Below are 12,305 nucleotides of genomic sequence, written 5' to 3'. Positions count from 1 at the left end.
GCCCCTTCATACGCGGGGCGCGGCATCATCCCTCAAAAATTTGGCGCTGGAATGCATTAAAATCCACCCCTGGGAGGGGCGGTATCGGCGCGACGCGCTGACGGAGGGGTGTCGCGCCATCGAGAGGGTGACACCCCTCCACCGGCTTCGCCGGTCCCCCTCCCCCGCAGGGGGAGGATTGTTTGGGGCGCTCCTTTCGCTCCTATTCCCCAAGCGCGGCCGACAATTTTGCGCGGGCGCGGTAGAGGCGGGTTTCTACGGCTTTTTCACTGAGGCCGAGCAGCGCGGCGGTGTCCGCCTGGCTCATGGCTTCGATCGTGCGGAGCAGCAGGACGTCCTTGAGCGAGGCGGGCAAGGCGGCGATGGCGGCGTTGATGCGGGCGAGTTCGCGCTGCGACTGGGCCGCCTGTTCCGGGTCCGGCGCGGCGTCGGCGATCTCGCCCGCTTCGTCGATGGGGCGGGCAAAGGCGAAGAAGCGCCGCACCGCGCGGCGACGGCCCCAGTCGCGGCATTTGTTGAGCGTGATCCGCGCGATCCAGGTGCGAAACGGGCGCGCGCCATCATAGCGGGCGAGCGCGGCGAAGGCAGCGACGAACACCTCCTGCGTAATGTCGAGCGCTTCGTCCGCGTCGCCGACATGGCTGCGCGCCAGCCGCCAGACGGCATCGCGATGCCGCCGCATCAACGCGGCATAGGCATCCTGCCGCCCGGCCAGCGCGCGCGCGGCTAGTGCCCGGTCATCCAGATCGACGGGCGGCGATATCACCGGGCGGGCTGGGTCAGCGCCTTGACGACGGCGGCGTCGAACTGCGCGGCCTGATCAGGACGCAAGACGGCGCGCATGGCGAAGATATGCTGGAGCGTTTCCTTTTGCAGCGCGCCCATGACATGGTGGGTCTGATCCACGGCCGCGGCGACCTTTGGCCCATAGCCCTGTTCCGCAGCGATTGCGGCGGCGAGCCGTTCATTGTCGGCGCGCATTTCCGCCTCCAGCGCTTCGCGACGCTTGGCGAAGGCGGCTTCGAGTTCATGGATGCGCTGTTCCTGCGCCGCGTCGAGCGTCAGCCGCTGGTGCATCAGGGCGTGGACTTCGCTTTCGACGCGCGGCTGGGGGGCGAGCCAGGTGCGCGCGACCAGCACGGCTGCTAGCGCCGCAGCAAAAGCCACCAGCGCAACCAGCAGATAGCGTTTGAGACTCATTGGCCGAGCAGGCGCGAGGGCGCATAATCCGACATGCCGATCGGTGCAGGCGCGGCCTGTGCCGGTGCGCCCGGCACGATGCTGCCCGCCCAGCCGATGCCGATGGCGAGCAAGCCTGCCAGCATCAGGCTGCGCCGTGCCGCGCCCTGCTCCCGGCGGCGGGCAACGCCCTGCATCACCGCATCGTCCAGGCCCTCAAGCCGAGCGTCGGTCGGCATGGCGCGCACTTGGCCCAGCCATTGATCGAGATTATTCATCGCACATACTCCATCCTCATCGCACCATACGCGCGGCGCGCGCCAATCCCTCACGATGCAGAGGCGAGAAAAAATCATGCACCTTGGGCAAGGGGTGGGGCAAGTCCATGCGTAATGTTCCCTAGAGCTTGTCGCGATCGCGGTGGAAAACACACTCCGCCGTTGTTTTCATCCTGATCCGACCCATTCGAGCCGTTCATCCAAGGAGTATAGTCCATGTCCCGTTTCCTGATCGCCGCCGCTGCCTTGTCGCTGGCCATCCTGCCGGGTGCGGCGCTGGCGCATAGCAAGCTGGTATCGTCCAGCCCCGCCGCCAATGCGACCGTGGCCAAGCCGACCAAGTTGACGCTGACCTTTTCCGAAAAATTCCTGGCGCCGATGAGCGGCGTGGAGCTGGTGATGACGGGGATGCCGGGCATGGCCGATCATCCGCCGATGCCGATCAAGGGGTTCAAGACCGCGCTCGCGCCCGATGGCAAGACCATGGTCGTCACCCTGCCCCGCGCCCTGCCCGCCGGTGACTATGACCTGAAATGGCATATCGTGGGGGCCGACCAGCATAAGATGGAAGGCGGCTACAGCTTCAAGGTCAAGTAAGCCGTCATGGATGGGGGGATGCTGGTCTTTGCCCGGTTCGGCCTGATGGCCGACCTCGCCTTGCTCATGGGCCTGCCCCTCTTCTGGTGGGCGATGGGCATGGCGGGGAGCCGGGTTGTGCTGGTGGCGCTGGCGTTGGGCGGCATGGCGCTGTCGGCGCTATGGCTGCTGGCGAGCGGAGCGAGCATGACCGGCACCCCGATGTTGCCGCTCGATTGGGCGACGGCGGAGATATTGCTGACGATGACGCCGATCGGACCAGTATTGGCGGTGCGGGCGGCGGCGTTGCTGGCCGCGCTGGCACTGACCCTTGCGGGGCGCAACCGCCTGGTCCTGATCCCGGCGGCGGTGGCGGCTGCGACGATCGCCTGGACCGGCCATGCGGGCGCGACCGAGGCTATGGCGGGGACGATCCACCGCGCCGCCGATGTGGCGCATATCTGGGCGGCTTGCGGGTGGATCGGGGCGCTGGCGGCGTTGCTCCATGCGGTGACTGTGCGGCGGCCGAATGTCGATCGGGTCGCGGTGATGCTGGCGAAGTTTGCGCTGTTGGGGACGGTGTTCGTCGCGACTTTGGTCGTGACCGGGGTGGTCAACAGCCTGATGATCGTGGGGATTGCCGACCTGCCCGCCTTGGCGGGGCGCCGCTATGGCTGGCTGCTCGGCGGAAAGCTGCTGCTGTTTGCAGGGATGTTGGGGCTGGCGGCGCTCAATCGCTGGCGGCTGACGCCGGCGCTGGAGCGGGGCGACGGTGCGATCGGGGCATTGCGGCTGTCGCTGGCGGTCGAGACGGGCGCTGCCATTGCGATCATGGCGCTGGTGGCCCTGCTGGGAACGCTTGATCCGATGGGCTAAAACCGCCGTTCGTGTCGAGCGAAGACGAGACAGGCGCGCGCGGGCTTCTCGACTTCGCTCGAAGCGAACGGGGTGTGGTTCTTATGCCGGGCGGTAGATGGCGTAGATTTTCTTGACGTGGACCTGGCTGTCCCAACTGCACGAGGCGCCCTGTTCGACCAGGAAGATGTCGCCCTTGCCGAACGTGCCTTCCGCACCCGCGCCGTCGACGAAGGTGACGCTGCCGTCGAGCAGATACATCAGCTCATAATGGCGGTAGGTCATCGGACGGCGATGATAGGGGGTCGAATCCCAGGTGCCGCAGACAAACTCCCCATCGGCCGAGCGATAATCGGTGAAGTTGCGGCAGGAGGGCGTCGGCCCGACCAGCAATTCGGCCAGCGGCGCGCCGGACGGTTCAAGCGGCGCGCGGGTATCGATCGGGATGATCTGGCCATCGGCCAAGGAACCGCCCGTGCGGCGCACGAACAGCAGGCGTGCGCCCGACGCCACGCTCCAGCCGAACGTCGCGCCTTCGCACAGGACGATGCTGTCGCCTTCGTTCAAGGTGCGCTGGTCGATCTGCACCGTGCCGGATTCGACGATGATGAATTCATCGGCGGGCATGGCATCGACTTTGCCGCTGCCCTGCGTCAGGGCGATCAGGCCGATCGTCACCGGGCCTTCGGGCTGGGGGAGCAGCGCGCGGGCGGACAGGAAGGCATCGCCCTCCCCTGCCCCGATGCGCGCGTCCGCCGCCCAGGCGCGCAGATCGACGAAGGAGCGGGTCGCGTTCTGGGTGGTCGTCATGCTGGCTATCCCTCAAACAAAATCGGATTTTAGCGAAGCTAGCCCGGCGCGCGCGGCAGGTTGCACCAAGCGCGCTGGGCTGAGCCGCGCTTGGTGCCGTTTGCGTGCAACCCGACGTTCAAAGCTGCCGCAGGGCGGTGGCCGGGCGCACTGACAGCAAGGGGATCGATCCGGCGAGGCCGATGCCGAGCGTCAGCAACGCGCCGCCGCCCAGTGTCGCAAGGACGACGAGCCAGTCGGGCGACCAGGTGAAATCGAAGATCTGGACGATGACGAACCAGGCCGCGCCCGACCCGAGCGCCAGCGCGACCAGCGCCAGCATCATGGCGAGCAGGCCATATTCGAGCGCCTGGCCGCCCAATATCTGCCAGCGGGTTGCGCCGAGCGTCTTCAATATCACGCTGTCATAGCTGCGCGCCTGGCGCGAGGCGGCGATGGCGCCTACCAGCACCGCGATCCCGGCGAGGATCGCGACAGAGGCGGCCGCGACGATGGCGGATGACATTTGCGTCATGATCGCGCCGACCTGTTCGATCACTTCGCCGACCGCGATTACCGACACGCCGGGGAAGGCGGCGAGCAGCGCGCGCGTGACCTGATTGTCCTGGCGCGGGTCCATGGTGATGGTCGCGGCCAAGCTATGCGGCGCGGCGGACACGGTGCCAGGCGAGAAGACCATGATATAGTTGAAGCCCATCGTCTCCCAATTGATCTTGCGCAGAGAGGCGATGCGCGCGGTGATTTCCCGCCCCAGCAAGCTGACGGTTAGCGTGTCGCCAACGCCGATGCCGAGCGTCTTGGCCGCCTCCGCGTCGAAGGAGACAAGCGGCGGCCCGGCATAATCGGGTGCCCACCATTGCCCCTCGACCAGTTCGCTGCCTTCGGGCAGCGTGGCGCTGTAGGTGATGCCGCGCTCGCCGCGCAGGAACCAGGCGCCGTCGGGCAGTTCCTTCAGGTCGGTTACGCGCTGATTGCCATAAGCGACGATGGTGCCGCGCAGGGCGGGGACGATGTTGAACTGCGCGTCGGGGGCTTGGGCGCGCACGATCGTCTGGAAGCGATCCCCCTCGCCCGATGGGATGTCGAGGACGAACTGGGCCGGTGCCGTCTTGGGCACGACGTTGCGGATTTCGCTGTCGAGGCTGGTCTGGATGCCCGCCAGCGTGACGAACAGGGTGAGCGCGAGGCCAAGCGCGACGATCAGCGCGGCGGTCTGTGCGCCGGGGCGGTGGAGATTGGCGAGCGCGAGGCGGAGCAAGGGCCGACGCGGGCGCGGCGCACGCAGGGCAAGCTGGCGGACGCCCCAGCCGATGCCGAGCAACAGGAGCAGGACGGCTGCGGTCGCGCCGAGAACAGCGGCAGAAAAGAGCGGATCGCGCGCGGTGCCGAGCGCCAGCGCGACCAACAGCGCGCCCGCCGCCGTCATGGCGATCAGGCTGCGCCGGTCGATGCCATGGCGCGCATCGACCACGCCACGGAAGAGAAGCGCGGCCGGCTGGGTCCGCGCACGGGCAAGCGGCGGCAGGGTGAAGAGGAAGGCGATCAACAGGCCATAGGCCGCGCTGGTGACGAGCGGCAAGGCATGGAGCCGGAAACCGGGGCTGACCGGCAGCACATCGCCCGCCAGTGCGACGATGGCAGGCGGCAGGAGCGAGCCGACGATCAGACCGCAGGCAATGCCGAGCAGCGCGACGCAGCCGATCTGAAGCAGATAGATGCGCGCGATATCGGTCGAGGTCGCGCCCAGTACCTTGAAGGTCGCGATGCCGGGGCGTTTGAGTGCAAGATAGGAGGCGACGCCGTTGCTAACGCCGATGCCCGCGATCACCAGCGCGGCGAGGCCGATGAGCGAGAGAAATTGGCCCATGCGGACGATGAAGCTGCTGGCGCCGGGCGCGGCACGATCGCGGTCCTTATATTCCCATCCGGCCGAGGCGTAGCGTTGCTCCAGATCCTCGCGCACCGCCTGCGCGTCGGCCCCAGGGGCCAAGCGGAGGCGATATTTGCTGTCATAAAGGCTGCCGGGCTGGATCAGGCCGGTGCGGCGCAATCCGTCGAGCGAAACGATCGCCACTGGGCCGAGGGTGAAGCCTTCGCCCAGCCGGTCAGGCTCGTCGGTGATGATGTCCGCGATGGTGAAAGTGGCGGTGCCATAGACCAGCCGATCGCCAGGCTTGACGTCGAGCCGGTCCGCAAGCGCCGGGCTGATGAGGATGCGGCCGGGGGCAAGCGGCGCGCGATAGGTGCCGCCTTGCAGGGCCAGCGTGCCATAAAGCGGATAGGCGCTGTCCACGCCCTTGAGTTCGGTCAGCACTGCCGCCGAGTCCGGCCTCTCACCCCGCGCCATGGCGCGCAGGCGGATGGTTTCGCTCAAGCGGCCGAGGCGACGGAAGGCCGCCTTGTCGCCCTCCCCCGCTTCGCGCTGGGTCATGGCGATTTCGACGTCACCGCCGAGCAGCCCCTGCCCCCGTTGGCTGAGTTCCTGCGTGATCGCCGAGGTCAGGCTGCCGATCGCCGCCAGCGTCGCCACGCCCAGGAACAAGCAGAGAAAGAGCAGGCGCAATCCCCGGAACCGGCCAAGCAGATCGCGCCGGGCGATGCGCCAACTCGACGCCCAATCCAGCGCGCTCACGCCGCGCGATCCGACACGACCTGGCCATCACGCATTTCGATGATCCGGCTGCAGCGGTCGGCGAGCGCCGGATCATGGGTGATGATGACCAATGTCGCGCCCGCCGCGCGCTGGCGATCGAACAACAGGTCCATGATGGTGACGCCGGTGGTCGCATCGAGATTGCCGGTGGGTTCGTCGGCAAACAAGATGGTTGGACGCGGCGCAACGGCGCGGGCGATGGCGACGCGCTGCTGCTCGCCGCCGGATAATTGCGATGGATAATGATCGATCCGGTGGCCAAGACCGACCGCGCGCAGTTCGTCGGCAGCGCGCGCGAAGGCATCGGACACGCCCGCCAGTTCGAGCGGCACGGCGACATTCTCCAGCGCCGTCATGGTCGGGAGCAGGTGGAAACTCTGCAGCACGATGCCGATGCGGCCGCGCCGGGCGCGGGCCAGGTCATCCTCATCCAGCGCGCCGAAATCGACGCCGCCAATATGCACATCGCCGCCGGTTGCGCGTTCGAGGCCGCACAGCACCGCCATCAGCGAGCTTTTGCCCGATCCCGATGCGCCCAGGATTGCAATGCTCTCACCGCGCAACAAGGTGAGATCGACGCCCTTCAATATCTCGACCGGCGCGTCGCGCGTGCCAAGCGAGAGGGTGACATTGCGCGCACGGATCGCGATAGTGGCGGGATCGATAGGCATATGCATGAAGAAGGAGCGCTCCTTGGCGGGCAGATTATCGCAATATGGGGCGTTGGCGCTGATTGTCCAACTGGCGAGCGGCTGTTCGGACAACACTCCCCCGCCGCCCCCGCCGCCCCAGGTCGCCAACAGCGCGCAGGCCGCGCCCGCCGCTGCGCCGGTAGCCGATGGCAAGCTGGTGGTGGCGTTCGGCGACAGTCTTTATGCGGGCTATAATCTGGACCAGGGCAAGGGGCTGGCCCCGATGCTGGAGCAGGCTTTGGCGGCCCGCGGCATGAAAGCCCAGGTCGTCAATGCCGGGGTGTCGGGCGATACCAGCGCGGCGGGTCTGGCGCGGCTCGCCTTCACGCTCGACGGGCTGGCGCGCAAGCCGGACCTGATGCTGGTGGGGCTTGGCGGCAATGACATGCTGCGCGGATTGAGTCCCGAAACGACGCGCGACAATTTGGACGCGATCCTTGCCGAGTTGAAGAAGCGCGACATTCCGGTGCTGCTGACCGGCATGCTTGCCTCGCCCAATATGGGGCCGGATTATGCCGCCGCCTTCAATCCGATCTTCCCGACGCTGGCGACGAAATATGACGCGACGCTCTATCCCTTCATGCTGGACGGGGTGATTGGCGACCGGGCACTGCAATTGCCCGATGGCATTCATCCCAATGACAAGGGGGTGGAAGTGATCGTCGGCAAGCTGACGCCGATCGTCGAAGGGGCCTTGCGTGACTGATGTGATCCAGGTCGGACTGGTCGGCTATGGTCTGGCGGGTCGCGTCTTTCATGCGCCTTTGTTGCGCGCCGTTCCGGCCATGCGGCTGACGACGATCAGCACGAGCCGGGTGGACGAGGTTGCGGCCCTGGACCCGGCCATTGCGTGCGTAGCGACACCGGCCGAGATTTTCGCCGACCCCGCCATCGACCTGGTGGTGATCGCGACGCCCAGCGCGACACATGCCGATCTGGCGGCGGAGGCGTTGCGCGCGGGCAAGCATGTCGTGGTGGACAAGCCGTTCGCGCTTTCGCTGCAACAGGCGCGCGATCTCGCCGCCTTGGCGGGCGAATGCGGGAAACTGCTCGCGGTTTTCCACAATCGCCGGTTCGATAGCGATTTCCTGAGCATCCGCGCGGCCATTGCCGAAGGCGTGGTCGGGTGCATCACCCATTTCGAATCGCATTTCGACCGTTTCCGGCCGGACGTGCGCGATAGATGGCGGGAGGATGGATCGGCCGGGTCAGGCATATGGTTCGACCTGGGGCCACATCTGGTCGATCAGGCGCTGGCCTTGTTCGGGCGCCCCGATGGCGTGAGCGCCGACATTGCTGCCTTGCGGGATGGATCGCCATCGGACGACTGGGCGCATGTCGTTCTGCGCTATGCCGGGATGCGTGTCATATTGCACGCCAGCATGAGCGCGCCCGCGGGAGAAGTGGGCGGCAGTCCGCGCTTCCTGGTGCATGGGCAGGGCGGTACGCTGGTCAAGATGCGGCTCGACCAGCAGGAAGCGCAGCTCGTGGCCGGATTGCGCCCCGGGGATCCGGGCTGGGGCGAGGACGATGATCCGGTTGTCGTCTATGACAGGCAAGGCGGCAGGACTGTGCGGCCTGCGCTCGCGGGCTGTCAGGAGGATTATTATGTGCAGATGGCGGCGGCGATCCTGTCGGGCACCCCCCTTCCCGTGACGCTGGAAGACGCCGTTGCGGTGCAGGGAGTGGTGGAGGCAGCGCAGATTTCAGCACGGGACGGCAGGCAGGTGGCGCTCCCGCTACCCGCTTGACCCTCCCCTTGTCGGGGAGGGTCGATCCGATCAGGCTGGCTTTTTGGGCAATTCGACTTCGGCCTTGGCGGTTGCCAGCGTGACGCCTGCCTGGTTCATCAAGCGACAATCGAGCTGCACCATATGGCGGCCTTCCTCATCGACGAACTTGTCGAGGATGGTGCCGGTCGTCACCGTAATGTCGCCGGTCAGCGCAGGCCCGCGATAATTGCAGGCGGAATGGCGCACCATGCCCCACTCGCCTGCCCAGCCCGCGAAATAGTCGGTGATCCACGCCCCCATCGACGCGCCATAGCCGTAGCCGCGCGGCATGCCGATGAAGCGCGCCCAGCGCGGGAAGAGATGCCCGCGCGACGGGCCGAAATAGGCGCCATCGGTAAATTCGGGATTGATCGCTTCCATCACCGGATCATTTTCATGCCCCGCCATTTCCTTGACGAAGCCAAGCGCCTCCATGTCGAGGTCGGTGCGCCGGTGGGTGCCGCCCCATTGGGTGAAGGTATAGGCGCGCCATTCGGTGGTGAAGGACACGATCGAATGCGGGCCGATCACCCGTTCGGGCAAAGGCGCGCCGACAGTCACATCGTCCCACCAGCGCCGGTCATGGCCCAGATCGTGCAGCATCTGGATCCATTCCATCTTGCGCGCTTCGAGCGATTCCAGATCCTCGTCGGTCCACACCGGATCATCGAAGCCATCGGTCGGCGCATTATCCTTACCCGCTTCCTGATTGTAGCGGATAGTCGTCGACCGCTGCTTACAGATCAGGTCGCCAGCCTGGTTATAATAGAAATTGTCGCCGCGCTGGAAACAGGTGGGGCCAGCGAATTTGGTATCCTTGACCGTATAGTCGAACGGAATCCGCTCGTTCCAGATGCGGTCGCCGCCCTGCATGCGCGGACCATAGAACCACCATTCGTCACCACCAAACAGCAGATGGCTGTTGGGGATGCCGCCGACGCAGGCGGGTGCGGAGCCATGGCCGCAATCCATCGTCACGGCAAAGCTCTGCGGCGCGACCAGCCCGCCCCAGCGGCTTTGCGCGGCATAGCCCGCATCATAGTGGAGGCGGTTGGGATAGTGCATCGCCTGCACCCAGCGGCGGATGTCGTTATTGGCGATCGGCTCCACCATGCGGGCGGGCTGGATCGGCTTGCCCAGATATTGGTCGATATCCGAACAATCTAGCGTCGGGCTGCTCACACTGTCTCTCCTGCTCATGATCCGCCCCTTCCTGAGCAGGGGCACGCCCCAATGATGCACGCGCAGGCAGCGATGGAAAACCGGCTTGGCCGACCGATGGCGGGGTTATCGCCGGGCCGATATCCGGGCGCGCTGCTGTCGAGCGGGTGCGAAGCCGTCCATATCGGGTCCATGGCAATTGCGGGAATGAGGGAGAATGGAGCCATGGCTGATGGCGCAGACTGGCGGCCGCTGGCTGACCGGATGGCGATAGGCGATTGCCTTGCGCGGCTGGCGCGGGGCGAGGACCGGCGCGATGCGGACCTGATCCGCAGCAGCTTCTGGTCCGATGCGACGGTCGATTATGGAATTTTTGCGGGTGATTTCGACGCCTATCTCGCCTGGGTGGTGCCGGGGTCCGACGCGATCGCCGCGACCCAGCATATATTGGGACAAAGCCTCATCCAGATCGATGGCGATCTGGCGAAAGTCGAAACCCATGTCAGCGCCTATCACCGGATCGATGCAGGCAAAGGCGCACGCGATATGTGGCTTGGCGGACGCTATCTCGACGCGATGGCGCGACGGACGGGTGTCTGGCGGATCGCGAAACGGACCATGGTCTATGACTGGTTTCAGGATGCAGGCGCGGCCGCCGACTGGTCGCAAGGGTTGATGGGAATGCCGTTCAGCGCACCGCATTTCACCGGACAGGTGGCAGGTGATTTCAGCGCCATATTTTTCGCACAAGCCGATTGAGGACAGACAGGCGATGGGACAGTTGACAGGCAAGGTGGCCGTGGTGACGGGCGCAAGCCGGGGGATCGGCAAGGGGATCGCGCTTGCGCTCGCCGAGCAAGGCGCGACCGTCTATGTGACCGGGCGCACGGTCACACCCGGCGCGCATGACCTGCCCGGCACGGTCGGTGAGACCGCGGCGCAGTGCGAGGAGGCGCGCGGCGGGCGGGGCATAGCGGTCGCGGTCGACCATGGCGACGACGCGCAGGTTGCGGCGCTGTTCGATCGGATCGTGCAGGAACAGGGTCGGCTCGACATCCTCGTCAACAACGCCTTCGCCTTGCCCGAAGACCTGACCATCCCCCTGCCCTTCTGGGAAAAGCCGCTGTCCAACTGGCAGATGGTGGATGTAGGCGTGCGGTCCAATTTCACCGCCGCCTGGCACGCGGCGAAGATCATGGCACCGCAGCGCTCTGGGCTGATCGTCGCGATTTCGGGTTATGTCGGCGTCACCTATACCTATGGCACGATATTCGGCACCGCCAAATCGGCGGTCGACCGGATGGCGCGGGACATGGCGATCGAACTGGAACCGCATGGCGTTGCCTCGCTCTCGCTCTGGCAAGGGCTGACCTTTACCGAGCGCGCGAACCGCAATCTGGCCGCCGACCCCGCCATGCAGGCACGCACCGTCACCAACCCGCTGGTCGGCTGCTCGCCCGAATTTCCGGGCCGCGTCATCGCGGCGCTGGCGGCCGATCCGGCGATCATGGCGCGGTCGGGCGGCACCTTCATTACCGCCGAGGTCGCGCAGGATTATGGCATTAGCGATATTGACGGGAAGACCATCCCGTCACTGCGCGCCGAACGGGGATCGCCGATCTGGCGGCCAATCGCGGAGGCTGGCCATGGACGTTGAGCGTATGGCGCGGCTGGACGCGCTGCTTGATCGGCAGGATATTGCCGACTGCATCGTCCGCTTCGCCCGCGGCATGGACCGGTTCGACCGGGCCTTGTTCCTGTCGGCCTTTCATTCCGACGCGACCATTGCGGCCGGGCCGTTCGTGGGTGAGGCCCAGGCGCTCTATGACTGGGCAACGGGGCTGCATGAAGCGGGGCAGGAGGCGACGCATCATAATCTGTTGAACCAGACGATCGATATCGACGGTGCCCAAGCCCATGTCGAAACCTATTATCTGTTCGTCGGGCGCAACCGCGATGCCAGCAATTGGGTTGCGGGCGGTCGCTATCTCGATCGGCTGGAAAAGCGGGAGGGCCACTGGAAGATCACGCTGCGCACCAATATCATCGAATGGTCGGGCCTGGTGCCGACCCTGCCGCTGCCCTTTGCCGACTGGCCCGACATCACGGCCAATGGCGTATCGGCCCGCGACGGCAGCGACCCTTCCTATCTGAGGCCGCTGGTCAATAACCGGCCTGCCCATGTCCCTGAATGACCGGTATCCAACGTGTTATCAACGCGGATGTATCGTGGTTTCGGAATCGCTTGGTCGTGCTATCGGATTGGATCAGACGTGGGATCGGTTTCATCGGTCGTGCTGCGACTCGCGATGACGGTTGCGTTACAGGC

14 protein-coding genes are annotated in these 12,305 nt (G+C 66.0%); 7 read left to right on the top strand and 7 right to left on the bottom strand.

Features of this window, described 5'->3' with window-relative positions:
• Positions 1-202: 202 nt before the first annotated feature.
• The 3 genes from SxD43FB_RS14530 to SxD43FB_RS14520 are packed head-to-tail and all read right to left on the bottom strand — an operon-like array spanning position 203 to position 1,457.
• Complete coding sequence (locus SxD43FB_RS14530; RefSeq protein ID WP_096062811.1) at positions 203-766, bottom strand: sigma-70 family RNA polymerase sigma factor; 564 nt, start codon at positions 764-766, stop codon at positions 203-205.
• On the bottom strand, positions 763-1,200 hold the full coding sequence (locus SxD43FB_RS14525) for a periplasmic heavy metal sensor (protein WP_096062810.1): 438 nt from the start codon (positions 1,198-1,200) through the stop codon (positions 763-765). Before SxD43FB_RS14525 ends, SxD43FB_RS14530 begins: the two co-directional genes overlap by 4 nt.
• Positions 1,197-1,457 carry a hypothetical protein gene (locus SxD43FB_RS14520; protein ID WP_096062809.1) on the bottom strand — a complete coding sequence of 87 codons (261 nt, stop codon included), beginning with the start codon at positions 1,455-1,457 and terminating at the stop codon, positions 1,197-1,199. The genes SxD43FB_RS14525 and SxD43FB_RS14520 overlap by 4 nt, the downstream gene beginning before the upstream one ends.
• 216 nt (positions 1,458-1,673) lie before the next feature.
• Between SxD43FB_RS14520 and copC the strand changes: the two genes are divergently transcribed.
• The gene (gene copC / locus SxD43FB_RS14515) at positions 1,674-2,054 is read left to right on the top strand and encodes a copper homeostasis periplasmic binding protein CopC (protein ID WP_096062808.1); all 381 of its coding nucleotides are present in this window, start codon (positions 1,674-1,676) and stop codon (positions 2,052-2,054) included.
• A gap of 18 nt (positions 2,055-2,072) precedes the next feature.
• Positions 2,073-2,909, top strand: coding sequence for a copper homeostasis membrane protein CopD (copD, locus tag SxD43FB_RS14510; RefSeq protein WP_096062848.1), 837 nt, complete (start codon positions 2,073-2,075; stop codon positions 2,907-2,909).
• Between the two features lie 81 nt (positions 2,910-2,990).
• Here the strand turns inward: copD and SxD43FB_RS14505 are convergent, their stop codons facing one another.
• The 3 genes from SxD43FB_RS14505 to SxD43FB_RS14495 all read right to left on the bottom strand — a co-directional run bounded on the left by SxD43FB_RS14505 (position 2,991) and on the right by SxD43FB_RS14495 (position 7,028).
• Positions 2,991-3,698 (bottom strand): cupin domain-containing protein, encoded by a 708-nt coding sequence (locus SxD43FB_RS14505; protein ID WP_096062807.1) that lies wholly within the window; start codon positions 3,696-3,698, stop codon positions 2,991-2,993.
• A 118-nt stretch (positions 3,699-3,816) separates the two neighbouring features.
• The gene (locus tag SxD43FB_RS14500) at positions 3,817-6,330 is read right to left on the bottom strand and encodes an FtsX-like permease family protein (protein ID WP_096062806.1); all 2,514 of its coding nucleotides are present in this window, start codon (positions 6,328-6,330) and stop codon (positions 3,817-3,819) included.
• Positions 6,327-7,028 carry an ABC transporter ATP-binding protein gene (locus tag SxD43FB_RS14495; RefSeq protein WP_096062805.1) on the bottom strand — a complete coding sequence of 234 codons (702 nt, stop codon included), beginning with the start codon at positions 7,026-7,028 and terminating at the stop codon, positions 6,327-6,329. Before SxD43FB_RS14495 ends, SxD43FB_RS14500 begins: the two co-directional genes overlap by 4 nt.
• Here SxD43FB_RS14495 and SxD43FB_RS14490 point away from each other — a divergent pair.
• Positions 7,027-7,749 (top strand): arylesterase, encoded by a 723-nt coding sequence (locus SxD43FB_RS14490; RefSeq protein ID WP_096062804.1) that lies wholly within the window; start codon positions 7,027-7,029, stop codon positions 7,747-7,749. The two genes, SxD43FB_RS14495 and SxD43FB_RS14490, sit on opposite strands and share 2 nt — an antisense overlap.
• Positions 7,742-8,794, top strand: coding sequence for an oxidoreductase (locus tag SxD43FB_RS14485; RefSeq protein WP_096062803.1), 1,053 nt, complete (start codon positions 7,742-7,744; stop codon positions 8,792-8,794). The genes SxD43FB_RS14490 and SxD43FB_RS14485 overlap by 8 nt, the downstream gene beginning before the upstream one ends.
• A gap of 30 nt (positions 8,795-8,824) precedes the next feature.
• Here SxD43FB_RS14485 and SxD43FB_RS14480 read toward each other — a convergent pair whose 3' ends face one another.
• Positions 8,825-9,997 carry a MaoC family dehydratase N-terminal domain-containing protein gene (locus SxD43FB_RS14480; protein WP_096062802.1) on the bottom strand — a complete coding sequence of 391 codons (1,173 nt, stop codon included), beginning with the start codon at positions 9,995-9,997 and terminating at the stop codon, positions 8,825-8,827.
• Between the two features lie 204 nt (positions 9,998-10,201).
• Here SxD43FB_RS14480 and SxD43FB_RS14475 point away from each other — a divergent pair, with 204 nt between their 5' ends.
• Genes SxD43FB_RS14475 through SxD43FB_RS14465 form a run of 3 tightly spaced genes read left to right on the top strand, consistent with a single transcriptional unit; the run spans position 10,202 to position 12,171 of the window.
• Positions 10,202-10,735, top strand: coding sequence for a nuclear transport factor 2 family protein (locus tag SxD43FB_RS14475; protein WP_255245742.1), 534 nt, complete (start codon positions 10,202-10,204; stop codon positions 10,733-10,735).
• A gap of 13 nt (positions 10,736-10,748) precedes the next feature.
• Positions 10,749-11,633 carry an SDR family NAD(P)-dependent oxidoreductase gene (locus tag SxD43FB_RS14470; RefSeq protein ID WP_096062801.1) on the top strand — a complete coding sequence of 295 codons (885 nt, stop codon included), beginning with the start codon at positions 10,749-10,751 and terminating at the stop codon, positions 11,631-11,633.
• Positions 11,623-12,171 carry a nuclear transport factor 2 family protein gene (locus tag SxD43FB_RS14465; RefSeq protein ID WP_096062800.1) on the top strand — a complete coding sequence of 183 codons (549 nt, stop codon included), beginning with the start codon at positions 11,623-11,625 and terminating at the stop codon, positions 12,169-12,171. The genes SxD43FB_RS14470 and SxD43FB_RS14465 overlap by 11 nt, the downstream gene beginning before the upstream one ends.
• Positions 12,172-12,305 lie beyond the last annotated feature (134 nt).

The sequence above is a fragment of the Sphingobium sp. D43FB genome (assembly GCF_002312805.1).
Lineage (GTDB): Bacteria > Pseudomonadota > Alphaproteobacteria > Sphingomonadales > Sphingomonadaceae > Sphingobium.
The sequence above is the reverse complement of the archived record's forward strand: the minus strand, read 5'-3'. Positions and strand labels throughout refer to the sequence as shown.

What these genes read in the sequence shown, in the direction of transcription:
- SxD43FB_RS14495 (WP_096062805.1), bottom strand. Translation starts at nt 7,028, where the DNA reads ATGCATATGCCTATCGATCCCGCCACTATCGCGATCCGTGCGCGCAAT.
- copC (WP_096062808.1), top strand. Translation starts at nt 1,674, where the DNA reads ATGTCCCGTTTCCTGATCGCCGCCGCTGCCTTGTCGCTGGCCATCCTG.
- SxD43FB_RS14470 (WP_096062801.1), top strand. Translation starts at nt 10,749, where the DNA reads ATGGGACAGTTGACAGGCAAGGTGGCCGTGGTGACGGGCGCAAGCCGG.
- SxD43FB_RS14520 (WP_096062809.1), bottom strand. Translation starts at nt 1,457, where the DNA reads ATGAATAATCTCGATCAATGGCTGGGCCAAGTGCGCGCCATGCCGACC.
- SxD43FB_RS14475 (WP_255245742.1), top strand. Translation starts at nt 10,202, where the DNA reads ATGGCTGATGGCGCAGACTGGCGGCCGCTGGCTGACCGGATGGCGATA.
- SxD43FB_RS14525 (WP_096062810.1), bottom strand. Translation starts at nt 1,200, where the DNA reads ATGAGTCTCAAACGCTATCTGCTGGTTGCGCTGGTGGCTTTTGCTGCG.
- SxD43FB_RS14490 (WP_096062804.1), top strand. Translation starts at nt 7,027, where the DNA reads ATGAAGAAGGAGCGCTCCTTGGCGGGCAGATTATCGCAATATGGGGCG.
- copD (WP_096062848.1), top strand. Translation starts at nt 2,073, where the DNA reads ATGCTGGTCTTTGCCCGGTTCGGCCTGATGGCCGACCTCGCCTTGCTC.
- SxD43FB_RS14505 (WP_096062807.1), bottom strand. Translation starts at nt 3,698, where the DNA reads ATGACGACCACCCAGAACGCGACCCGCTCCTTCGTCGATCTGCGCGCC.
- SxD43FB_RS14465 (WP_096062800.1), top strand. Translation starts at nt 11,623, where the DNA reads ATGGACGTTGAGCGTATGGCGCGGCTGGACGCGCTGCTTGATCGGCAG.